Here is a 21,602-nt window from a genome sequence, read left to right as displayed (position 1 = left end):
CTTACACCCTGGTAGTCAGCAGCGGTAGCCGTTCGGAACGTGGAGAAGGGCAACGAAGATCCAGACCATGACCGCGGCGCCGACCGTGCCACCAAGGAGGGCAACCGCGAGGTTCCAACGTCCTACGTAGCCGATGAGCGCACCCCACCACGCCGCCGAGACGATCGCGAGCAGAGCCCCGTAGAAAATCAGGGCAAGGCCGTTGGCCGCGCCGTTCACTCCGACGTCGCATGCCCGCCAGGCAGCCGCGAGAAGCACAGACCCGAGCACGCCCGTGGCCAGGCCGCCTACGGGGGCGGCCACGCAGCCCCACTGACCGCGCGTCACTTCCGGGTCCTGACCTGCGGGACGTTCTCACCGTTGCGCTGCGCTTGCTCCATCTGGTCCATCGCGTCGTTGATTCCTTGCCGGAGCTGTTCCTCGGTCAGGTCGTCTCCGTACTTCTCGTAGAGGTCGACCCCAACCCGCATCGTGATCTGATCGCCTTGGTCGTCGTCTCCCGTGAGTACAGTTTCTCCGAGGGAGGCGCCCTGGATCAGGGTGTCTGTGTCGAAGCCGGCGGCCCGGCCCACGTATCCGTAGTGAACGTTGGAGTAGATGTCGTAGAAGACTTCGCGGTTCGTACCGGGCTGCTTGAAGTAGTAGTCGTCGATGGTCTGGAGGTCGTACCGCTGCTGGAGTTGGGGCTTGTGGTCCCAGTCCTGGCCCGGGGCCACCTTCACGCCCCACATCACCATCGCCGTGTTGATGTCGGATCCATAATTCCGCCCGAACTCATACCATTCAGGCTCATCAAGCAAGGTCCTTATGTTGCCGACGGTGTCCGACTTCGCGTTCCGCTTCATCTCCTCAAAGATCCACTTCTCCGCGTCGGTGAACTTCTGCTCGCTGCGCGCCTGCCCCGTCGGGGGGATGACGGGCGTGGCGGTGGCGTTGAAGCCTCCGATCGTGCCGTCGACCAGATTTCGGATCACCGACGTGGTGAAGGCCGTTCTCGTCCTTCACCACGCGACAGCGTGAGGTTGGAAAACCCTCAATCACAATTGATGGGGCTTCAGGATCACGCCCCGGCAATCTGGCGGTGAATCTCATGCATCCCAATCAGCAAGTCACGAAAACTAGGAGCTATTGATGCTCGACCAATAGCTGCGAGCTGCGTCGACAATCTGATCATATTCGGCAGATTTCACGACGGCGACCAGCGTAGGACCCATCAACGATCCATCCTCGTCGCCCCGCGCCACCACGACTACATTCCCCTTGTATACGTATCCGTGGATCAACCAGTCGTCCAACGACTCTGCGATAGACAGGGTTGTGCGGTCGTGGAGCTCCTCCTCGTTCAGCAACACTGCGAGTAGGGCATCCCTGTCTGAGGACAAGAGATCTAGCCGATCGTCGTCCAGATGCGTCAGGTCTCCCAGCCTGGCCATGGCTGTGCCCAGAATGGATGGTTCGGTGTCCCCGATCAATTGACTGTCGATGATGAGCTGGAACCGGAACATGCCGCGACCCTTCAACGGGGTGACAAGAAATCCGAATCTAGCGTCGTCGGTCAAGAACTTCATGTCTAGCCTCTCTTGACCTGAATGGGAACACGACTCATTGGAATCGGGACCGGTGTACCCGACTTCGTCACACCGTTGGTACTGCCACTCCAGTGCCACTTACCGTTGCCGTCATTGAAGTAGCGGTAGTACTCGGCACTCTTGCCGGAACCGACCTTGGTCCACCTGGTGCGGTCGACGGCGCGTTGAGCCGGGCGCCAGGTGTGGGTGCGTCGCAGCGCACGCAGATAGCCCGGTCGCACCGAAATTCAAACACAGCAAATACAGCAAATACAGCAACCGTCGCCACGACATACCGGTGTTGCCAATTCCTCAGCGCCAGATGCCCCACCAGGAATTGACCCAACCCGGTGGGGCCTCTCGCGGCCAGCAACTGCTTGGCAAGCAATCGCAAGCGCCTCGGGCCTTGAGACGCTATTCCTGTTCAGCTTCCACGAAATAATCAAAAAGCTCCGCATCGAGGATGCTGTTCAGCCTTTTACCGAGCTCGTCTATTTTTTTCGCATCGACGGGATAGACATCCGTCAGACTCGACGCGGGTACACCCGTCAGACTTGCGAGATACCCTGCCCCCAAATGCGTGACATCGATTTCCGAGGAAGGGAAATCATCACCCTTCGCGTATGCAGTCAAAACGAATCTCAAGGCTCAACATCTCTCTTTGGGTCTGCAGGTTTCGTCCGCTCACCAGTTTGCGCATCATATTCCCCCTGATGCTTTCCGCGTTTATTATATAGCTCTACGGTTCCATGCTGGGAGTCCCATTCGTAAATGTTCCCCTTAGGGTCTTTCCAGCGTTTACGCAACCCTCCACCACCCTGGACAGACGTCTTGGGTCTCGCTCTCTGGGCCTGCGGAAACGCCGGCAAATCCTTAGGAGCTGCGACCGGCCCGCTTGGCTTCGCCGCATTGCTACCAGAACTCGAGGCCGCGTTCTCTTCGGCTTTACGGAAAGCCTGGCCGACACCACTGTTGAACCGCTGCAAACCGTCAGCAGCCGCGAAACCGCCTCCGATGGCCAAACCACCGCCCATAGCGATGGCCGGTGCGCCGGCCAGGCATCCTACGCCGGTGAGGCAGATGGCACCGCCTCCGACGACCTCCGCGCCGCCCGCGAACATCATCGCGAAACCGCGGGCCGTCTCAGCCGCGCCCCACCACACGTCAGGTGTGGTGAACAGGGCGGTGCCGTAGTTGATGACCGTGTCAGCGGCCCCTTCGAGCCAGTCCGGGACCCAACCGTCGCCACCACCGCCACTGCTGGGGGCCGATGCGGTGCCGCCTCCGCCGCCGCTGCCGCCGGGGACCGGCCACTGGTCCCTTCCGTGCTCGCCGGTGGTGGGGTCGAGGGTGTTGTGATCGCCGTGGCCGTCGTTGATCGGCTCGGAGTGACCCGTCCCGTCGTCGATCCACATTCCGGTCGGATCGCTGTGGGTTACCGGATTCTGGTTCGCGTAGGGGTAGCCGTTCATGGACTGGTGTTGATCAAGGGCCAGGACAGGGTCGATGCTGATGAACTGGCCGATGCCCGGGTCGTATTCGCGGGCTCCGATGTGGGTGAGGCCGGTGGAGGTGTCTGCGGGTTTGCCGAGGAAGCCCTTGTCGTCGGGCCAGTTGGTGGGTGCGGTGCCCCGGGGTGCGCCGAAGGGGGTGGTGTGGCGCTTGGTGAAGGCGTAGGTGGTGGAGTCGATGGCGAGGCTGGAGGTGCCGTGGTGGTCGCCGGCGAGGAAGGTGAGCTTGGTGGTGGTGACACCTGCGGTGGCTGTGCGGATGGCGACGGTCTGGCCGGCGGCCTGGTAGTAGCGAGTGCCGGTCAGGGTCTTGGTGGTGCCCTTGGTGGTGAGGCGGACCTCGGTGTTACCGAGGTAGAGCACCGTGTCGCCGTCGCCGGTGGTGTTGCGGCTGATGAGGAGTTCGCCGCCTGCGTCGTAGAGGTAGCTCGTACCGATGGCGGCCTTGGTGCTCGTGGCGGGTTCGGTGGCGGAGACGAGGGCGCCTTCGCTGTTCCAGGTCAGGGTCTGCTTGGCCTGGACTCCGGGGCGGCTGGTGGTGTTGCCCGCCGAGTCGTACTCGTAGGCGCCGGCCTTCGCTCCCGTGGTGCTCGTGAGCGCGTGCGGCTGGGCGGCCGGAGCGGGGGTGCCGTAGGTGTAGTTGGTGGTGGTGTTGCCCGCTGTGGCGTGCTGGGTTTCGGTCTTCCGCTGGCCGGCGGTGTTGTAGGTGTAGCTGGTCCAGTACGGTGCGGCGCCGTCGATGTTGGCTGTGGTGCGGCCGGCTGTGGCGCAGTCCGCTGTTTTCGGGGTCCAGGCGTCCGTCAGGCGACGGTGGCCGTCGTAGGTGAAGCACTGGTAGTCGGCTTTGGCGGTGCCGCCCTGGGTGGTGGCGTCGACGATGGAGGTGACGTTGCCGGCGTCGTCCTGGGTGAACTTGAGCTCCTGCGGCATGTAGCCGTGGACGTCGTCGGTGACGTAGGAGCGGGTGAGGCGGCGGGTGCCCGGCTCGTAGTCGTAGTTGAGGGAGACCTTGGGCGCCGAACTGGTCCCATCCTTGCCGAGGACGAGCTGGCGCAGATCGCCGACGGGGGCGTAGGTGGCGTCGAGCAGGTAGCCGCTCGTGCCACTGGCGGTCAGTTGCTGCTTGAAACCGTTGTAGGTGTTTGTGGTGATCTCGGTCGACAGGCCTGCGACCGCTGGGTAGTCCTCGCCCCTGAGGGTGCCGTCGATGGTGTTGTAGTTCGTGCCGTACTTCAGAGTCTGGGGCACTCCGGCGGTGACGAGCGGGTCCGTGGCCGGGAGGGTGAGTTGGCTGGTCTGGGGGTTGTACGCGGCGTAGGCCCGCGCCCCAAGAGGTGCCGGTCTTGTGGGTGGGGACGTCCAGCAAGTAGACGGCGTCCCGCGCCATGCGGAGGCGGGCTATCTCGTCGCTGCGCAGGCCGCTGAACAGCCAGGTCAGGGTGACCGCGCGGATCAGTTCGATCGGATAGCACGGCCCGTAGGTGTTGGTCGGGAAGTCCTCGGGATCGACGTTGAGCCCGGCCCACAACGGCTTCGCCCATATGTCGTCGGCGATCACACGGGGGTTGGGGCCGATCAGTGCCGCGATGCTCCTGGGGATGGCCAGCGCGCGAACGGGGTCGAACCGGCGGGGGATCCATTCCCACTCCTGGCAGTCCCGGAAGAACGTCCACACGAGTTCGCGTTCTGCCCCCCGGCGGCCGGAGCCCACCCGCCGGGGCCGGACCCTCCGCTCTGAAGTGTCCCGCCCGACCCGGGCTGCGCGGCTGGCCCCATCCGTGGCCGGACAGCGTCCGTCTGCCGGGCCGGTCCGTTCCTATGTCCGTGCCCAGCGACAGCTCGCCGCCAGCGACGTTGTGTATCCGGGGCTGTGCGAGCCACCTGGGGCGCTGGTGGGAGCGTACGGGCAAACTGTGCGCGAGGTCGTGGGGAAGACTGCGGGCGGATGGGTCCCCGATCCCGAGGTCACCACCTGGCTCGGCCTGGCCGCCGAACACCGCAGTCACCTCTACGAGAGCCGCCATGCCGACCAGGTCACGCCGCACGTGCTCGCTCTGCTCGACCGGCTCGGTGCTACCGCGCTCGACGTGATTCTGCTCGATGCCTACGTACGAACGGCGGCCCCTCGGACCGCGGGTGAAATAGTCGAACGACCATGCGCGGCGGCGTGCGGCCGCCGATCGCGCGCTCGGTGCCTGGGCCGCACGGCATCAACTGGTGCGTATGGGCGCGGGTGAGGCACAACAGCCCGCCAGATCCGTCTTCGAGGGAGTGGCCCGGTAGATTCTCGGCGTGCTGAGCCTCTGTGGCGAGCACGAGATCGCCCGCAGGCTGGTCGCCTCCGTCTGGCCCGATGTTCATCGCCCGTCCGCAGCGATGGGGGCCGATCCGGTCACTCTGGCGCAGATCGCCGTTCACAAGGAAGGACTGAGTTACGACTACGACGAGACGGGCCCCGACCACACAAGACCTTCCGTGCCAGGCGCTAGGTCAGGAGGTCACGCGCACCGGAATGCAGGCATTCCACACACTTTCCTGTTGGCTGTCGCAGAGTGTGACCTCCGATGGCAGGGTGTCTTCAGCCATTTCGGTCCACAGCGTCGCGTAGTAGGAGACTCCCGGTTCGGCGACCCCGGCCCAGTCGTGGGAGTCGATGTCGTCATCGATCTCGCCTGCGGCTATCTGGTCGGCGGTCAGTACGCCGGAGTACTCCAGGGGGAACGCACTGCAATCCTGCGTCGGCTGTATCCCGGCCCGGCCCGGCTTACCGCAGTGGTCGATCCCGAAGGATGTGTACTGGTCGGTGATCGTGCCGCCGCGCTGCTCGTCCTTGGCGCGGATCTCGACGTAGAGCTGGAGATAGGTCTTGCCCGCAGCGGCTGGTACGCGCGGCCCGTTCCAACTCCTGGGCAATTTGGGGGAGTACTTGGCGGTGACCACCTGAAGCGTCCATGGGTGTTCCTCGCCGCTGGTCAACACCGGTCCGCTTCCTTGTGGGGCCCCGTCTCCATCGGCCGGTGCGCTTTCTGCCGGCGCCGAGCCCTTGCTCTTCGGGGGAGGGGACGAGTCGTTTCCACAGGCCACAAGGACAGACAGCAGACCGACCATCAGGCTCCGCCGTAACCACGTTGCAGGTTTCATGGGAGCAGTATCGTCACCGGCTTCCACCGCGTGCGTGAGATGCCGGCTTCTTGCTGGAACTGAGTCCTGTGGCCCGCCTGACGGGGAACGGCTCCGGGTGCAGTCGTCTTCGGCCTCGTCGCGTTCGTGGTGTGGAGGTGACGGAGAACGCGACCTGGGCGCGGCGCGGGCCGTGCGGCGTGGGCATCAGGCGGCGGCCGGACGTGGTCGGCGGGGGGCGGCTGTCCGCTCATCGTGGCCTCCAGTGCTCGAACGGGCGTGTGCCACCACGGCATCGGCTGTGGGGCCGCTCCGCTTCACTCAGGCACCGCAGAGATCGTCCGCCGCCAGGTCCTCGTGCCGGGAAGCCTGCCGGGCGTCCTCGAGGTCGTTCGCGACGGCGCCGGTGTTCATGCCCTTCGCCCAGCGCCGTACGACGCGGCGGCCGATGCGGGCGGGGTCGACCGGCTCGCGGGGCGCGGCGACGGGTGGGGCGAGTGGACGGCGCGCAGTGTGCCGGGGGCGGTCAGGGCGTGGTCGTATTCGTGGTGCGGATTCGGGAGCAGGTCGCCGCCAGAGCGCTGCAGGCTGCCGCATGCCCTGTTCGAAGCTGTTGCGCAGGCTGCGGTCCATGGCTTCGAGGGCGGCCTGGGCCGTGGGCGCGTACTGGACGCGGTAGCGGCTCACGCGGCCCCGGCATCGGGCGCCTGGGGCACGCAGCCGGTGAAGTCGCCGACGCGCAGCCGGGCGACGACCGCGTCGTCTTCCTCGTCGGCGGCCGTGGTCGACAGCGACCACCGCGCGACGACCAGATGGAGCCGGTCCGCCGGTGCCGCGCCGATCTCCGCCTCGAACTCCGCCAGGCGCTGCGGGTCGCCGCCCAGCGCTTCACGGACTCCGTCGATCGTCGCCGGAATCCGTACGGGTTCACCGCCGATCGGCGTTGTCCACGTCGCCGCCTCATCCGCGCCCACTGGCTGATGCATGCCCATCCCCTTCCCTTGGCGCCTGACTCCTTCCCCGGCCACGCTACGCCGCCCTCCTCCCGGCCAGGCAGCGCCGGCTGATTCCGCACACGAACGAGGGACCTTCCCGTCTGGGCGCGTGAGCCCGCCGGAAGTGTCGTGCCGCGGCTTCGATTTCCGCTGGTCCTGACGGGCTCGTTTCGGGCGTCCTGTTCACCGGATTGGCGTTGCTCCGCTGTGAGTTGGCGTGATTGCCCGGCAGAGGGAGGACCACTCGGGCAGCATACGTAGCGAACACGTCTGACTACTTGCTGCAATCAGAGGGGGGCCGATGGCTCGGGGCACCAATACGGACTTCGCCACGACGCTGGGGATGCTGCACACCGCCGTCACGAACAGCGGCAACGATCTGCGGGACGCGCTCGGAAAGAGTGTCGAGAAACTGGAGGCGAGCGGGCAGGCCGCCCAGGAGGACACGACCCGGGCCGTGGTCGAAGAGCTCGGCCGGATGCGCACCAACCTCCGTGAGGCGAGGGACCGGCTGTCGGCCGGCGGTGACATGCTGAACGCGGAAGTCCGCCAGGCCGTCACCGAGCTGCGGACCGAGATGCGTGACGTTCGGACCGCGGTCGAAGGGATCACCCTGGCCGCCCAGATGCCCGTCCCCTCGGCAGTCCCGGCGCTTTCGTACGAGCCGGCCACCCACGACGCACAAGGCCCAGAAGCCTCGCGTTCCGGCGCCACCTCGCCGGATCCCGGGATGGTGGCCACCGCCCCGAACTACGACGCTCTTCCGGCGGAACTCTTCCGCGCCACGATCCCGGCTCAGCGCGACGGCAACCACACCACATCCCCGGACGCACCGCTCTGCCCGTCGATCTGATCCGACAGACCGTCCAGGACGTCCTCGCCGAAGCGCTCGCTCCCCTGACCTCCCTCCTGTCTGAGAAGACGAACGAACTGCACCAGCAGCTGGACGCGGTCCGACAGGAGGCGCGCGCCGAACTCGTGGCCTTCCGCGAAGACGTGGCCGGCCTGCAAGCCGGGCTGGAACAACTGCGCCCGCCACCCGTCGAGAACGATCCCGTGACCGCCGAGGTCACCGAAGAACACAGCGAACTGCTCAAGCAGGCCGCCCAGGTCTCCTCCGTCGACCTGCTGTGCCACCGCGATGTCTGGGAGTTCATCACCGCCGAGGCAGGCCGGCATCCGCACTTCCGGGTGCCACCGCAGATCTGCGACGAAGGCGGCGAGCGGGTCCGGGCCGCCCTGTCCGGACGCTCCCTTATCGCCCTGCTGATCAGCCTGCACGCCGTCGGGCACACCGCCCGGAGCGGCGACGGCGACCGGGAACTGGCCGCGACCCTCTATGAACGCATCGGAGCGAGCCTGACCGGCCTCACCCCACGGGGCGAGCCGGTCACCATCACCCTGGACGACCGCTCCCACCTGTCCGACGACGCCCCTGCAAACACCGTCGGCGATCACGAAGACAGCTTGGGGCGCGGGCCTACGCCCGAGAGTGATGACGACCAACCCTCCTGACGCGTGGACGTGTTTACGCGGTATGGCGCGGCTTGCTGGGCGCGTTCGGCGCGTGCCCAGCAAGCCGCGGCATGGCTCAGTAGTTCGGCCAGCGGGTACGGGCGCGGCGCGGTTTTCTCGGGACGAGCCGTTTGACCATCCGGCTCATAAGCCGGGCGGTCGGCGGGCGTTGGGTCGGCGGCAGGTCCTGATGGGCTGGCAGGCGTTCAGGGGCCGGCGAGTCCTGAACGGTCACAGGAGGATCCGACGACTCCCGGGTGATGATCCGAACTGATACTGGTGAGAGACGGACGTGTAGCCGTGAGGAAGGTGCGCAGCGCGGCGCGGCCTTCTGATGGGCAGGCCGGAGGGCGTGAGGGCGACCGGAGGGTTGGGCCGCGGACTGTGCCACGGGCCGGGCATCCGGACAAAACCCGCGGTGTCGAACAGGACTTGCGCCCGTGAGACGTCGAGTTCTCCGGTGTCGGTGGTCTCCGGGACGGGAGGCCCGTCCGGCTGCGCAGCCGGCGGGAACCCGATGAGCCGGAGTTTGACGGGGACCGGCGGTTTCCGGGCTTCGCTCTCGGTGATGCGGTCCCACGCCTTCTCCCAGAGCCGAACCCTGGCAGCGGGGACAATCAGGGCCTCGAGGAACGCGGTGAGGTGAGCACGCGAAGGCGGCTCTTCGCCCCGGAGGATGACACTGAGACTGCTCTTGGGCAGCCGGTGGTGCCGACGGTCGAGGGTCTTTCCCGCCGCGCTCTGCAGGCCCCGCAGAGACGGCTGGCCTTCCCTGGCCCGTAACTCGATCATCGCGTCACGCAGTTCGCCGAAGCTGTCGATGAGTCTCGGATGGGTCATCGCGGTGCGTACCGACGTGGCGAGGTCCCCGAACTCCGTGGAGGCCCTCTCGCGGCGCCGGCGTTGTGCTTCGGCTCTTTGTGCGGCCTTCCACCGCCGGAGCGCTTCGTCCGTGTCCGCGCCGCACGCCTTGGCGTAGGCGAGCACCACCTCGCGCGACGCCTTGCGGCCGCTGGCCCCGCGCGAGAGCGTCGCCGGGCTGAACCGGTAACCCGTCAGTTCGGCCATCATCACGTAGGTGACAGCCCGGCGCTCGCGCTGCAACCGAAGCCACAGCGCGAGCTCCTCGGACTGTCTGGTGCCCGCGACGACGGCGCCTTCACGCCGTCCCACCGGGACGGTCAGGCCGTCCCGGTGAGCGGCGGTGCCGTACGCATCGCCCGGACGGAGCGCACGGCGACGTACAGAGCGCCACCGATGAACTCGATGGCGCCGATCAGCGGCATCCCGATGGCGGCGAGCACCGTGGCGATGACGATGACGATGACCACGACGATCAGCTCCTTGGTCGTGAGTGCTCCCTGCGAGGGATCACCGCCGGGAGTCGGCGGAGGGGGGAACAAACGCATGCGTGATACCTACCTGACGTCGTGTCACGCCCCTTGCAGGGGCGCGTAGTTGGCTGCACCGTGAACCACCAGGGGCGACCCGGTCGAAAACACCTCGTACACGCACCCCCGCAGGTAACGCTTTGGTTGCCTCGGGGGTGCTCTCGTTGAACGGGTATTGACTGCTCCCTGACGTGCGGCCTACTTTCCTCCCACCGAATAGGAAACTTTCCTAACAGTGTCGTCGCAGCGCGACACCGGGAGAGCAGTCGCCGAAGGGCAGGTGCACACGTCGTGAGCGATCCGTCCACGCCGTCCCCGGGCACACCACGCGTCCTACGCGCGATGAACGACCGTGCCGCGCTGGACCTGCTGCTGGCGCACGGCACCCTGTCCCGTACCCGGATCGGCAAGCTGACCGGCCTGTCCAAACCGACGGCCTCGCAGTTGCTCGCCCGGCTGGAGGCGGCCGGTCTGGTCGTCGCCACCGGTACCACCGAGGGGCGTCCGGGGCCCAACGCCCAGTTGTACGCGGTGAACGCGGGCGCCGCCCACGCCGCCGGGCTCGACGTGACCCCGCAGCGCATCCTCGCCGCCGTCGCGGACATCACCGGCGCCACCGTGGGCCGGTTCGAACTGCCCACGCCCGGTCGCCGGTCGGCGGACAGCGTCGTGACCCAGGTGACCGACGCGCTGGACGGGGCCGTGAAGGCCGCCGGGCTGGCGCGCGGCGACATTCACCGCGTCGTCATCGGTACGCCGGGCGCCTTCGACCCGTCCACCGGGCGGCTGCGGTACGCCTCGCACCTGCCGGGCTGGCACTCCCCCGCGCTGCTCGACGAGCTGGCCGCCGCACTGCCGATGCCCGTCGAGTACGAGAACGACGTGAACCTCGTCGCCGTCGCCGAACAGCGGCTGGGGGCGGCGCGCGGCCACGACGACTTCGTCCTGCTGTGGAACCAGGAAGGTCTCGGCGCCTCCCTCGTCATCGGCGGCAAGCTGCACCGCGGCTTCACCGGCGGTGCCGGCGAGGTCGGCTTCCTGCCGGTGCCGGGCACTCCCCTCGTACGCCAGGTGGTCAAGGCCAACAGCGGCGGCTTCCAGGAACTGGCGGGCGCCCAGTCCGTGCCGCGTCTCGCCCGTAGCCTCGGCATCGAGACGCCGGAGCAGCCGTACGCGGACGTCGCCGCCGCCCTCCTCAAGAAGGCCGCCGCGGAACACCCGGCCGATCCCCGACTGGCCGAGCTGCTGCGGCTGTTCGCGCAGCGGCTCGCCACCGGTCTCGCCTCCGTGACCGCGGTGCTCGACCCCGAACTCATCGTCCTCGCGGGCGGGGTGACCGCCGCCGGCGGAGAACCGCTGCGCGCGCTGGTCCAGGCGGAACTCGCCGAACTGGCCGCCTCCAGACCCCGGCTGCTCATCGGAGAGGTGCAGGAGCATCCCGTGTCGCGCGGCGCGCTGGAGAGCGCGCTGGCGACCACCCGCGACGAGGTCTTCGACACCTCGCGCTGATCCGCCGAACCGCCCGAACCGCCGAACCGCCCGATCCGCCGAACCGCCCGATCCGCCGACCTGCCCGATCCGCCGACCTGCCGGACCGGCCCCTTCCAGCCCCCTCAAGACCCCACCACATCCCTTTCAGGACCCGACCGACACCGGGAGTTCCGTCATGCCCAGAAACCGCCGTCTGACCGCTTCCGCCGTCGCGGTCGCCGCACTGTCCGTCCTCACCGCCGCGTGTACCGGTGAGTCCGGCAACTCCGCGACGGACGACCCGAACGCCAAGACCACGATCACCTTCTGGCACGGCTGGAGCGCGCCCTCCGAGGTGAAGGCGATCAAGGACAACATCGGCCGCTTCGAGGACGCCCACCCCAACATCAAGGTCGACGTCGTCGGCAACATCAACGACGACAAACTCAACCAGGCGCTTCGCGCGGGCGGTTCGAAGGGCCCTGACGTCGTGTCGTCCTTCACCACCTCCAACGTCGGCAAGTTCTGCTCGTCCGGCGCCTTCGCCGATCTCGAGCCCTTCATAAAGAAGGACAAGATCGATCTGGCGAAGACGTTCCCGAAGGTGCTGCTCCAGTACACCGAGTTCGAGGGCGACCGCTGCGCGCTGCCGCTGCTGAGCGACGCCTACGGGCTCTACTACAACAAGGACGCCTTCAAGGAGGCGGGCATCACGGCCCCGCCGAAGACGATGTCCGAGCTGGCCACCGTCGCGAAGAAGCTCACGAAGCCCAAGGGCGACAGCTACGAGCGGGTCGGCATGATGCCGACGTACCACGGCTACGAGACGGTCGTGGACCACTACATGTCGAGCTGGGACCACACGTACTTCGACAAGGACGGCAAGTCCAACATCGCCAAGGACCCGGCGTTCGCCGAGATGTTCACGTACCAGAAGAAGCTGGTCGAGGACCTGGGCGGCTTCCAGAAGCTGGACAAGTTCCGCAGCACCTTCGGTGACGAGTGGGGCGCCAAGCACCCCTTCCACACCGGTCAGGTCGCCATGCAGCTCGACGGCGAGTGGCGGCTCGGCATGGCCGAGGAGGCGGGCGCCGACTTCGAGATAGGCGTGGCGCCGATGCCCGTCGCCGACGACGAGGCCGACAGCTACGGCAAGGGCTTCCTGTCCGGCACGATCATGGGCATCGCGCCGCAGAGCAAGAAGCAGAACGCCGCGTGGGAGCTGGTGAAGTACATGACCACCGACACCGACGCGGTCGTGCAGTTCGCCAACGGAATCCGCAACGTGCCCTCCACGCTCGCCGCGCTCAAGTCGCCCGACCTGAAGTTCGACCCCCGCTTCAAGACGTTCCTCGACATCGCCCAGCACCCGCAGTCCAGCACCCCCGACGGCGCGATCAACGGCGCGACGTACCAGCAGACGCTCCAGGACTTCGGCTACCAGTACGAGAAGGGCTCCGTGAAGGATCTCCAGGAGGGCCTGGAGAAGACCGCGCAGCAGATCGACCGCGACATCGAGCAGGCCAAGTAGCGGGCAGGGTAATCGACGATGTCCAGCAACACGCTCCGTTCGAAGCGCCGCAGAAGCGCGCTTCGGACGGTGGCGTTCATGTCGCCCTGGTTGATCGGGTTCACGGTCTTCTTCGCGTATCCGCTCGCGTCGACCGTGTACTTCTCCTTCATGAAGTACGACGGTTTCAACTCCCCCGTCTGGAACGGGGTCGGGAACTGGAGCTATGTCTTCAGCGACTACCCGATGTTCTGGCCGTCGCTGCGCAACACCCTGTGGCTGGTCCTGGTGATGGTCGCCTGCCGGGTCCTGTTCGGTCTCGGCGTCGGCATGCTGATCACCAAGATCAAGACGGGTACCGGGGTCTTCCGGACCCTGTTCTATCTGCCGTATCTGGCACCGCCGGTCGCGGCCACGCTGGCCTTCGTGTTCCTCCTCAACCCCGGTACGGGGCCGGTCAACACGATCCTCGGCGACCTCGGACTGCCCACACCGGGCTGGTTCAACGACGCCTCCTGGTCCAAGCCGGCGCTCACGGCGCTGGCCGTCTGGGGCATCGGTGACCTGATGGTCATCTTCATGGCCGCGCTGCTCGACGTACCGAAGGAGCAGTACGAGGCGGCCGAGCTGGACGGCGCGTCGTCCTGGCAGCGCTTCCGCTTCGTGACGCTGCCGAACATCTCGCCGATCGTGCTGTTCGCCGTGGTCACCGGTGTGATCCAGGCGATGCAGTACTACACACAGCCACTGGTCGCGGGCAAGGTCGCCTCCGGTGTGATCGGCGGCTCGGGCCAGGCGTTCGAGCCCGGCTACCCGGACAAGTCGACGCTGACCCTGCCGCAGCTCGTCTACAACCTCGGCTTCCAGCGCTTCGACTACGGCGCCGCCTGCGTCGTCGCGCTCGTCCTGTTCGCCCTGGCCATGGTCTTCACCGCGCTGTTGATGCGGCGTCGCGGCGGACTGATCGGAACGGGTGACTGACCATGTCCCAGCAACTCCTGGACGCGCCCGACCGGCCGCTGAAGCACTCGGACGGGGCCCTCACGCCGGCGGCCCGTACCGCGCGCCGCAAGGCCGTGCTGCACTGGATCGGCGTGCACGCGCTCGGTGTCGCGGCGGCGCTGTTCTTCGTGCTGCCGTTCGTCTTCCTCTTCCTGACCTCGGTGATGAGCGACCAGCAGGCGCTCACCCGCGACCTCACCCCGAACAGTTGGGAGTGGGGCAACTACACCAAGGTCTTCGACACACCGGGCTTTCTGACCTGGTGGAAGAACACCCTGCTGTACGCGGGTCTGGGGACCCTGCTTTCGGTGGCCTCCTCGATCCCCGTGGCGTACGCGCTGGCCAAGTTCCGCTTCCGCGGGCGGCAGTTGTCGCTGATGCTCGTCATCTCGATGATGATGCTGCCGCCCCAGGTGATCATCATCCCGATGTATCTCTTCTGGGCGAAGCAGTTCGATCTGTCGGGCACGCTCTGGCCGCTGATCATCCCGATGGCGTTCGGCGACGCGTTCTCCATCTTCCTACTGAGGCAGTTCCTGCTGACGATCCCCAACGAGTATCTGGACGCGGCCCGCGTCGACGGCTGCGGCGAGTTCCGTACCCTGATCAGGGTCGTCCTGCCGATGGCGAAGCCGGGCATCGCCGCCGTGGCGCTGTTCCAGTTCTTCTACGCGTGGAACGACTACTTCGGTCCACAGATCTACGCGTCGGAGAACCCGGCCGCCTGGACGCTCAGTTACGGCCTGGAATCCTTCAAGGGCGCGCACCACACCGACTGGAATCTGACCATGGCCGCGACCGTACTGGTCATGGCCCCCGTGATCCTCGTCTTCTTCTTCGCACAGAAGGCTTTCGTCGAGGGCGTCACACTGACCGGAGTGAAGGGCTAGCAGACATATGAAGCTCGCAGTAGTGGGTGGCGGGTCCACCTATACCCCTGAGTTGATCGACGGCTTCGCCCGGCTGCGGGACACCCTCCCGATCAGTGAGCTGGTGCTGGTCGACCCGGCGGCCGACCGGCTCGATCTGGTGGGCGGTCTCGCGCGGCGGATCTTCGCCAAGCAGGGGCACCCCGGAAAGATCGTCACGACGTCCGATCTGGACGCGGGCGTGGCCGGCGCCGACGCCGTCCTGCTCCAACTGCGCGTCGGCGGACAGGCCGCGCGGCAGCAGGACGAGACGTGGCCGCTGGAGTGCGGCTGTGTCGGCCAGGAGACGACGGGCGCGGGCGGTCTGGCCAAGGCGCTGCGTACGGTCCCGGTCGTGCTGGACATCGCCGAGCGGGTACGGCGCGCCAACCCGGACGCGTGGATCATCGACTTCACCAACCCGGTGGGGATCGTGACACGCGCCCTGCTCCAGGCCGGGCACAAGGCGATCGGGCTGTGCAACGTCGCGATCGGCTTCCAAAGGAAGTTCGCGAAACTGCTGGACGTCGCGCCCTCACAGGTTCACCTGGAGCACATCGGGCTGAACCATCTGACCTGGGAGCGCAGCGTACGGCTCGGCGGCCCCGACGGCGAGGACGTGCTGCCGAAGCTGATCGCCGAGCACGGCGACGCGATCGCGGCCGATCTGCGGCTGCCGCGCGGGGTGCTCGACACCCTCGGGGTGGTGCCCTCCTACTACCTGCGCTATTTCTACGCGCACGACGAGGTCGTCCGGGAGCTGGGCACCAAGCCGTCGCGGGCCGCCGAAGTGGCCCAGATGGAAGCACAGTTGCTCGCCATGTACGGGGACCCGGCGCTGGACGAGAAGCCCGAGCTGCTGGCCAAGCGCGGCGGCGCCTTCTACAGCGAGGCCGCGGTCGATCTCGCCGCCTCGCTGCTGGGTGACGCGAACAGCGGCGGCAGCCCCGTCCAGGTCGTCAACACGTACAACAACGGCACGCTGCCGTTCCTCGCCGACGACGCGGTGATCGAGGTGCAGGCCAGGGTCGACGCCTCGGGCGCGACGCCGCTGGCCGTGCCGGAGGTCGACCCGCTGTACGCGGGGCTGATCGCCAACGTCACCGCGTACGAGGACCTGGCGCTCCGGGCCGCGCTGCACGGGGGCCGCGACCGCGTCTACAAGGCGCTGCTGGCCAACCCGTTGATCGGTCAGTACGAGTACGCCGAGGGCCTGACCGACCGTCTGATCGCGCACAACCGGGAGCACCTCGCGTGGGCATGAGCCGGACCGAGCCGGCGGCGGGACGCGGAAGCGTCCTGGCCGTCGACGCCGGGAACAGCAAGACCGATGTGGCCGTGATCGCCGCGGACGGGCAGGTGCTCGGCGCGGCGCGCGGCGGCGGCTTCCAGCCGCCCGTCGTGGGCGTGGAACCGGCGATCGACGGGCTCGCCGAGATCGTCGCGGCCGCGGCGGCCGACGCGGGCCTTCGTACGGAGGGCATCGCCGACCATGTCTCGGCGTGTCTGGCCAACGCCGATCTCCCGGTGGAGGAGCGGGAGTTGGCGGCGGCGGTACAACGGCGGGGCTGGGGCCGCACCACGGAGGTGCGCAACGACACCTTCGCGATACTGCGCGCCGGGCTGCCCGGCGGCGCCGAACCGCGCGGAGTCGCCGTCGTGTGCGGCGCGGGCATCAACTGCGTGGGCATGCTCCCCGACGGCCGTACGGCGCGCTTCCCCGCCATCGGGCGGATCTCCGGCGACTGGGGCGGCGGTTCCGGCCTCGCGGAGGAGGCGCTGTGGTTCGCGGCACGCGCCGAGGACGGGCGGGGCGAGCCCACGGAGCTGATGCGTACGGTGCCGGGGCACTTCGGCCTCGGCTCGGTGTACGCGCTGATCGAGGCGCTGCATCTGGGGCACATCCCGTTCGCGCGCAGGCACGAGTTGACGCCGGTCCTCTTCGCGACCAGCGCGGACGGCGACGCGGTGGCCCGGTCGGTGGTCGACCGGCTCGCCACCGAGGTCGTGGCGCTGGCGGGGGTGGCGCTGGAGAAGCTGGGGCTGCTGGACGAGGAGGTGCCGGTACTGCTCGGCGGCAGCGTGCTGGCGGCCCGGCATCCGCGACTGGACGACGGGATCCGGGAGTTGCTGGCGGCGCGCGCGCCGAAGGCCGTGGTGGGGGTGGTGGTGGCGCCGCCGGTGCTGGGCGCCGGGCTGCTGGGGCTGGACCACACCGGCGCGGGCGCGCAGGCGCACGCCAGGCTGCGGGCGCACTACGACGCCCCGAAGCCCGACGCCTGACGCGGGCGCCGGCGTGGGCGCCGGGCGTGGGCGCCGGGCGCCGGCGCCCAACTCCGGTGCCCAACTCCCGGCGTACGCCCGGCGCGTACGGCTGCGGGGCCCGTGATCGGACCCTCCCGAGTGGGAACCGATCACGGGTCCGCGGCGTATTCAATGGGGGGAGCGTGGTGGGGGGATCGTGCTCCATCGGCAGGCTCCGTCCGCACAAGATCCAGTCAAGGTGTGTGTGGATGCCGGTCCCGGCGGCCATACTGCTGGCTTGGAGTCGTCCCTGAAGTCCGCCGAGGGGCGCGACGCCGTCGTCAGTGACCGAGGGGGAGGTCAAGTGTCATACCCGCCGAATGTGCGCCCAGCGCCCGTTCCGGCGCCGACGCACGCGCCCGCGCCGTCCGCTCCACCGCCCGCGCCGCCACCCGCGCCGCGTGGCGCGTGGGCCGAGGGCAGGGAGCGCCTGCGCGCCGCGGCGACGACGGAGCCCGGACGGCTCCAGATCATCGGGGCGGTCCTGGCCCTGCTGGTCGTGGTGTTCGGGGCGGTGACGGCTTTCCAGGTCTCCGACCGGTACTCCACCGCCGACGACGTCGTGGAGCGCAGCCAGCCGCTGAGCGCGGTCGCGGCGAAGATCTACGGCTCGCTGGCCTCCGCCGACACGGCCGCGTCGAGCGGCTTCCTGGCGGGCGCGCAGGAGCCGGAGTCGGTCCAGACGACGTATCGGGACGACATCACGACGGCTTCCGAGCTGCTGATCGACGCCGCGACGAGCACGAGCGGATCCAGCGACTCCGGCCGCCAGATCGCCACGATCAACGAGAAACTGCCGCGCTACACCGGCCTGATCGAGCGGGCGCGGGCCAGCAACCGGCAGGGACTGCCGCTGGGCGGCGCCTATCTGCGCTACGCCAACCAACTGATGACGAAGGAGATCCTGCCGGCGGCCGAGAAGCTGTACGCGTCGGAGACGGCCCGGCTCGACCAGGACCACAAGGACGCACGGGTGTGGCCGTTCCTGGGCCTCGCCGCCGGTGTCGTCGCCCTGGGTGTCCTTCTCTGGGCGCAGCGCCGCAACTACCGGCGGACGAACAGGGTCTTCAACCACGGTCTGCTGGCGGCGACGGCCGCCGCCACCGTGGTGCTGCTGTGGCTGGCGGTGGGCCACACGGTGGCGCGCGTCGAGCTGAACAACGCGAACGAGACCGGGCAGGCGTCGTTGAAGGTCCTCAACGACGCCCGGATCAGCTCGTTGAAGGCCCGCGCGAGCGAGAATCTGACCCTGGTCGCGCGCGGCGCCGTCCTCACCGAGAAGAAGGGCGACGAGCCGCAGAAGGATCAGTACGAGGTGGACCACCAGAGCGACATGAAGAGTCTCGGCGCGGCGCTGGCGAAGGCCCAGAAGCTCGCCGACGACGACGCGGGGAGCCGGCCGGTCGTGAAGGCCCTGGAGGCGACCGCCGAGTGGCAGAAGCGGCACACGTCGGCGAACAAGACCGACAAGGCCGGTAATTACGACGCCGCCGTGGAGATGGTCATCGGCGAGAAGGCGTCGACGGGCGAGTCGTTCGACGTCGTGGACGACGAGCTGGTGAAGGCGATCGACCACGAGCAGCGGGAGTTCACCGACTCCGCGAAGTCCGGCCGCGGCGCGCTGTTCGGCCTGGCGATCGGGGCTCTCGTGCTGGGCCTGCTGGGGGCGGTCTGCGCCATTGTGGGGATCAACCGCAGGCTTTCGGAGTACCGGTGACAGGGGGAGGAATGAAAGCCGCCACGGAGACGAACGACACGCACGGCTCGCACGAGCCGTTCGGTTCACCGGGGACCGGTGGCCGCCCGGCCGGCCGCCGTACGGGAGTCACGGTCGCCGCCGTCGTCGCGCTGACCGCGACACTCACCCTGCTGCCACCGTCCCGTGCCGACCGGGCCGACGACGGCCCGCAGCCGCAGAAGGTCGCCGCCGAGGCCGCGCCCGCCGCCGCCGAGGCCGAAGCCGAGGACTGCGTCGAGCCGGAGCGCAGTCTGCGGCCCTCGCCCCAGCTCGACGAGGGGCCGACCATCGACAAGATCAAGGATCGCGGTCATCTGATCGTCGGCATCGACCAGAGCAGCTTCCGCTGGGGCTATCGCGTCGGCAAAACGATGCAGGGCTTCGACATCGACCTCGCGCGGGCCATCGCCGAGAACATCCTCGGCTCCCCCGACGACATCGTCTTCCGCGCCATTCCCACCAACCAGCGGGTCGACGCCCTGAACACCACCACGGACAGCGGGGTCGACCTGGTCGTGCGGACGATGACGATCAACTGCGCGCGCAGCGAGCAGGTCGCCTTCTCCACCGCCTACTTCGAGGCCGGCCAGCAGGTGCTCGCGCCCAAGGAGGGCTCGGACATCACGGGGTACGACAAGTCGCTGTCCGGCAAGCGCGTCTGCTCCGCCGACAGCACGACGGCGTACGACGAGCTGGTGAAGAACTCGTTCGGTGCGGTCTTCAAGGACAAGCACGACGGAACACCGCAGGACGAGGACATCCTGACGGTGCCGAACCAACTGGACTGCCTGGTAAGGCTCCAGATGGGCGAGGTCGACGCGATCGTCACGGACAACGCGCTCGCGGCCGGCCAGGCCGCCCAGGACCCGGCGGTCGAGCTGGTGGGCGAGCCGTTCACCAAGGAGTACTACGGCATCGCGGCCAAGCTCGGCAACGACGACCTGGTGCGCCGGGTCAACCACGTGCTGGAGGAGTATCGCGCGGGCGGTGCCGACAGCCCCTGGATGACGTCGTACGAGAAGTGGCTGGAGGCCGGACTGCCCGGCATAAAGGCGCCTCCGGAGGCGAAGTACAAGGACTGAGGGCGGGGTAGCGAGAACCGAGGGATTCGACAGCCAGGAACGAAGATCGCGCACCGGCGCCAGGAACGGCGCCGGAAGCGGTCAGGGCAGAGCGGAGAGGTGATCGATGGGCGACGCGGGCTCCTTCCCCGGCTCGACGGGGAAGTCGGCCGGTCCGGCCATGGACCGGGACGAGGCGGATCGTGCCCTCGCGCGCCTCGGCGCGGAGCACGAGGCGATCGAGACGTCCCTGCTCGCCCTCCAGGACCACGCGGGCCGGCGGCTGCTGGAAGGAGCCGGCCTCACCGGAGTCACGAAGGAGCGCTGGGCCGGCACCGAGCAGACGATCACTCTGCTGTGGAGCTACTTCGACGCGTACGCCGCCGCCCTGCGCGGTGCCCGCGAGGCCCGCGCCAAGCTGCGCCGGCTCAACCAGCAGGATCTGGTGGACCTGACGGAGAGGCTGCGGGGCCGCAGCGTCACCGTCGCGGGCTCCGCCACGGCCGCCCCGTCCTTCGCGGGACCGGCGAAGCTCTCCGAGCAGTTCACGCTCGCCGAGCTGGTCGCGCGGATGAACGAGCTGTACGCGCGGTCGCTGGACATGGTCGTGGCGTCGGACTCCGTCTGGTCGGCGCTGCCCGCCCGGATAGACCTGCTCGCCGCCGAGCTGAACCGCACCCGTTCGCTGGCGCACTCCGCCGGGGTACGGCCCGGTGAGCACCCGGCCGGTGACGAGCTGGAGGCGATCACTGACGAGCTGTCCACGCTGCGCGCCCAGGTGATCTCCGATCCGCTGGCCTTCTGGCAGCCGGTGCACGGCAGTTCGGCGCCCGGCGGCGGCCGGCCCGACACCGAGCGCTACGACCGGGCGGCCCGCGCGCTGGAGGACGTACGCCGGGAGATCGACGCGGTCCTGACGGTGCGTCAGGACTCGGAGGCGCGGCTGTTGCGGCTGCGGGACGTGCTGTCGCGCGCCGACCGTACGCTCACCGAGGCCCGGTCGGCCCGCGGCGAGGTGCTGGCGAAGATCGCCGCGTCGGAGGTGCCCGCGGTGAGCGGTCCATCGACGGCGCTCCAGGAGCGTCTTTCGACGGCCGCCGAGTACCGCAGACACGCGCAGTGGCACCGGCTGTCCCCGCTGCTGGAGTCCCTGGAGCGCGAGGCCGAGGACGAACTGCACCGGGCGCGTGAGTCGTTGACGGCCGTCACGGCGCCCCTCGCGGTCCGGGCCGAGCTGCGCGGCAGGCTCGACGCGTACAAGGCGAAGGTCGCCAGACACGGGCTCGCCGAGGACATGATGCTGACCGAGCGCTACGACGCGGCCCGCCGGATGCTGTGGAGCGCGCCCTGCGATCTGCGCGTCGCCGAGCAGGCGGTGCTGCGCTACCAGCAGGCGGCGGCCGAGGCACTCGCCCAGCGGCAGTCCGGCCCCACCGACCGCGGGGGGAACGTGTGAGGACGGACAGAGCGCGCGGTACGAACGGCACGAGCGGAACGAGCGGAACGAAC

General features: G+C 68.4%; 21 protein-coding genes. 11 read left to right on the top strand and 10 right to left on the bottom strand.

Annotation, left to right across the window (positions count from 1 at the left end; genetic code table 11):
* Nucleotides 1-15: 15 nt before the first annotated feature.
* The 8 genes from OG329_RS29110 to OG329_RS29075 form a co-directional block, all read right to left on the bottom strand.
* A complete protein-coding gene (locus tag OG329_RS29110) occupies nucleotides 16-327 on the bottom strand; it encodes a hypothetical protein (RefSeq protein ID WP_405799373.1) in 312 nt (103 codons plus the stop codon).
* Entirely contained in the window at nucleotides 324-974 is a 651-nt protein-coding gene (locus OG329_RS29105) for a polymorphic toxin type 44 domain-containing protein (protein WP_405799372.1), read from the bottom strand. Before OG329_RS29105 ends, OG329_RS29110 begins: the two co-directional genes overlap by 4 nt.
* A 144-nt stretch (nucleotides 975-1,118) precedes the next feature.
* Complete coding sequence (locus OG329_RS29100) at nucleotides 1,119-1,568, bottom strand: hypothetical protein (RefSeq protein ID WP_405799371.1); 450 nt, start codon at nucleotides 1,566-1,568, stop codon at nucleotides 1,119-1,121.
* Between the two features lie 414 nt (nucleotides 1,569-1,982).
* Nucleotides 1,983-2,201, bottom strand: a complete 219-nt coding sequence (locus OG329_RS29095) for a hypothetical protein (protein WP_405799370.1) — start codon at nucleotides 2,199-2,201, stop codon at nucleotides 1,983-1,985.
* 8 nt (nucleotides 2,202-2,209) lie between these two features.
* Nucleotides 2,210-4,327, bottom strand: a complete 2,118-nt coding sequence (locus tag OG329_RS29090; protein WP_405799369.1) for a colicin E3/pyocin S6 family cytotoxin — start codon at nucleotides 4,325-4,327, stop codon at nucleotides 2,210-2,212.
* A 1,242-nt stretch (nucleotides 4,328-5,569) separates the two neighbouring features.
* On the bottom strand, nucleotides 5,570-6,058 hold the full coding sequence (locus tag OG329_RS29085) for a hypothetical protein (protein ID WP_405799368.1): 489 nt from the start codon (nucleotides 6,056-6,058) through the stop codon (nucleotides 5,570-5,572).
* Nucleotides 6,059-6,520: 462 nt separating this feature from the next.
* Nucleotides 6,521-6,886 carry a hypothetical protein gene (locus tag OG329_RS29080; RefSeq protein WP_405799367.1) on the bottom strand — a complete coding sequence of 122 codons (366 nt, stop codon included), beginning with the start codon at nucleotides 6,884-6,886 and terminating at the stop codon, nucleotides 6,521-6,523.
* Nucleotides 6,883-7,185 (bottom strand): hypothetical protein, encoded by a 303-nt coding sequence (locus OG329_RS29075; protein ID WP_405799366.1) that lies wholly within the window; start codon nucleotides 7,183-7,185, stop codon nucleotides 6,883-6,885. Before OG329_RS29075 ends, OG329_RS29080 begins: the two co-directional genes overlap by 4 nt.
* 310 nt (nucleotides 7,186-7,495) lie before the next feature.
* Between OG329_RS29075 and OG329_RS29070 the strand changes: the two genes are divergently transcribed.
* Together OG329_RS29070 and OG329_RS29065 are read left to right on the top strand one after the other, a co-directional pair.
* On the top strand, nucleotides 7,496-8,047 hold the full coding sequence (locus OG329_RS29070) for a hypothetical protein (RefSeq protein ID WP_405799365.1): 552 nt from the start codon (nucleotides 7,496-7,498) through the stop codon (nucleotides 8,045-8,047).
* 125 nt (nucleotides 8,048-8,172) lie between these two features.
* On the top strand, nucleotides 8,173-8,709 hold the full coding sequence (locus OG329_RS29065; protein WP_405799364.1) for a hypothetical protein: 537 nt from the start codon (nucleotides 8,173-8,175) through the stop codon (nucleotides 8,707-8,709).
* A gap of 231 nt (nucleotides 8,710-8,940) precedes the next feature.
* Here the strand turns inward: OG329_RS29065 and OG329_RS29060 are convergent, their stop codons facing one another.
* Nucleotides 8,941-9,882: a helix-turn-helix domain-containing protein gene (locus tag OG329_RS29060; RefSeq protein WP_405799363.1), complete on the bottom strand. Its 942-nt coding sequence runs from the start codon at nucleotides 9,880-9,882 to the stop codon at nucleotides 8,941-8,943.
* 8 nt (nucleotides 9,883-9,890) lie between these two features.
* Entirely contained in the window at nucleotides 9,891-10,118 is a 228-nt protein-coding gene (locus OG329_RS29055) for a hypothetical protein (protein WP_405799362.1), read from the bottom strand.
* Nucleotides 10,119-10,442: 324 nt separating this feature from the next.
* On the opposite strand from OG329_RS29055, the gene OG329_RS29050 reads away from it, so the two are divergent.
* The 9 genes from OG329_RS29050 (at nucleotide 10,443) to OG329_RS29010 (ending at nucleotide 21,549) form a co-directional block, all read left to right on the top strand.
* Nucleotides 10,443-11,609, top strand: a complete 1,167-nt coding sequence (locus OG329_RS29050; RefSeq protein ID WP_405802082.1) for an ROK family protein — start codon at nucleotides 10,443-10,445, stop codon at nucleotides 11,607-11,609.
* Between the two features lie 157 nt (nucleotides 11,610-11,766).
* Nucleotides 11,767-13,101 carry an ABC transporter substrate-binding protein gene (locus tag OG329_RS29045; RefSeq protein WP_405799361.1) on the top strand — a complete coding sequence of 445 codons (1,335 nt, stop codon included), beginning with the start codon at nucleotides 11,767-11,769 and terminating at the stop codon, nucleotides 13,099-13,101.
* 18 nt (nucleotides 13,102-13,119) lie between these two features.
* Complete coding sequence (locus OG329_RS29040) at nucleotides 13,120-14,061, top strand: carbohydrate ABC transporter permease (RefSeq protein ID WP_405799360.1); 942 nt, start codon at nucleotides 13,120-13,122, stop codon at nucleotides 14,059-14,061.
* 2 nt (nucleotides 14,062-14,063) lie between these two features.
* Nucleotides 14,064-14,972 carry a carbohydrate ABC transporter permease gene (locus tag OG329_RS29035; RefSeq protein ID WP_405799359.1) on the top strand — a complete coding sequence of 303 codons (909 nt, stop codon included), beginning with the start codon at nucleotides 14,064-14,066 and terminating at the stop codon, nucleotides 14,970-14,972.
* Nucleotides 14,973-14,979: 7 nt separating this feature from the next.
* Nucleotides 14,980-16,254, top strand: coding sequence for a 6-phospho-beta-glucosidase (locus OG329_RS29030; protein ID WP_405799358.1), 1,275 nt, complete (start codon nucleotides 14,980-14,982; stop codon nucleotides 16,252-16,254).
* Entirely contained in the window at nucleotides 16,251-17,273 is a 1,023-nt protein-coding gene (locus OG329_RS29025) for an N-acetylglucosamine kinase (RefSeq protein ID WP_405799357.1), read from the top strand. Before OG329_RS29030 ends, OG329_RS29025 begins: the two co-directional genes overlap by 4 nt.
* A 325-nt stretch (nucleotides 17,274-17,598) precedes the next feature.
* Complete coding sequence (locus OG329_RS29020) at nucleotides 17,599-19,011, top strand: hypothetical protein (RefSeq protein WP_405799356.1); 1,413 nt, start codon at nucleotides 17,599-17,601, stop codon at nucleotides 19,009-19,011.
* 11 nt (nucleotides 19,012-19,022) lie between these two features.
* Nucleotides 19,023-20,114, top strand: coding sequence for a glutamate ABC transporter substrate-binding protein (locus OG329_RS29015; protein ID WP_405799355.1), 1,092 nt, complete (start codon nucleotides 19,023-19,025; stop codon nucleotides 20,112-20,114).
* Between the two features lie 106 nt (nucleotides 20,115-20,220).
* Nucleotides 20,221-21,549, top strand: a complete 1,329-nt coding sequence (locus OG329_RS29010; RefSeq protein ID WP_405799354.1) for a hypothetical protein — start codon at nucleotides 20,221-20,223, stop codon at nucleotides 21,547-21,549.
* The last annotated feature ends 53 nt before the right edge of the window (nucleotides 21,550-21,602 follow it).

The organism is Streptomyces sp. NBC_01506, assembly GCF_045040295.1.
Taxonomy (GTDB): domain Bacteria; phylum Actinomycetota; class Actinomycetes; order Streptomycetales; family Streptomycetaceae; genus Streptomyces.
This window is presented reverse-complemented; position numbering and strand designations above follow the sequence as displayed.

What these genes read in the sequence shown, in the direction of transcription:
- OG329_RS29100 (WP_405799371.1), bottom strand. Translation starts at nt 1,568, where the DNA reads ATGAAGTTCTTGACCGACGACGCTAGATTCGGATTTCTTGTCACCCCG.
- OG329_RS29075 (WP_405799366.1), bottom strand. Translation starts at nt 7,185, where the DNA reads ATGCATCAGCCAGTGGGCGCGGATGAGGCGGCGACGTGGACAACGCCG.
- OG329_RS29070 (WP_405799365.1), top strand. Translation starts at nt 7,496, where the DNA reads ATGGCTCGGGGCACCAATACGGACTTCGCCACGACGCTGGGGATGCTG.
- OG329_RS29055 (WP_405799362.1), bottom strand. Translation starts at nt 10,118, where the DNA reads ATGCGTTTGTTCCCCCCTCCGCCGACTCCCGGCGGTGATCCCTCGCAG.
- OG329_RS29050 (WP_405802082.1), top strand. Translation starts at nt 10,443, where the DNA reads ATGAACGACCGTGCCGCGCTGGACCTGCTGCTGGCGCACGGCACCCTG.
- OG329_RS29045 (WP_405799361.1), top strand. Translation starts at nt 11,767, where the DNA reads ATGCCCAGAAACCGCCGTCTGACCGCTTCCGCCGTCGCGGTCGCCGCA.
- OG329_RS29040 (WP_405799360.1), top strand. Translation starts at nt 13,120, where the DNA reads ATGTCCAGCAACACGCTCCGTTCGAAGCGCCGCAGAAGCGCGCTTCGG.
- OG329_RS29035 (WP_405799359.1), top strand. Translation starts at nt 14,064, where the DNA reads ATGTCCCAGCAACTCCTGGACGCGCCCGACCGGCCGCTGAAGCACTCG.
- OG329_RS29030 (WP_405799358.1), top strand. Translation starts at nt 14,980, where the DNA reads ATGAAGCTCGCAGTAGTGGGTGGCGGGTCCACCTATACCCCTGAGTTG.
- OG329_RS29025 (WP_405799357.1), top strand. Translation starts at nt 16,251, where the DNA reads ATGAGCCGGACCGAGCCGGCGGCGGGACGCGGAAGCGTCCTGGCCGTC.
- OG329_RS29015 (WP_405799355.1), top strand. Translation starts at nt 19,023, where the DNA reads ATGAAAGCCGCCACGGAGACGAACGACACGCACGGCTCGCACGAGCCG.
- OG329_RS29010 (WP_405799354.1), top strand. Translation starts at nt 20,221, where the DNA reads ATGGGCGACGCGGGCTCCTTCCCCGGCTCGACGGGGAAGTCGGCCGGT.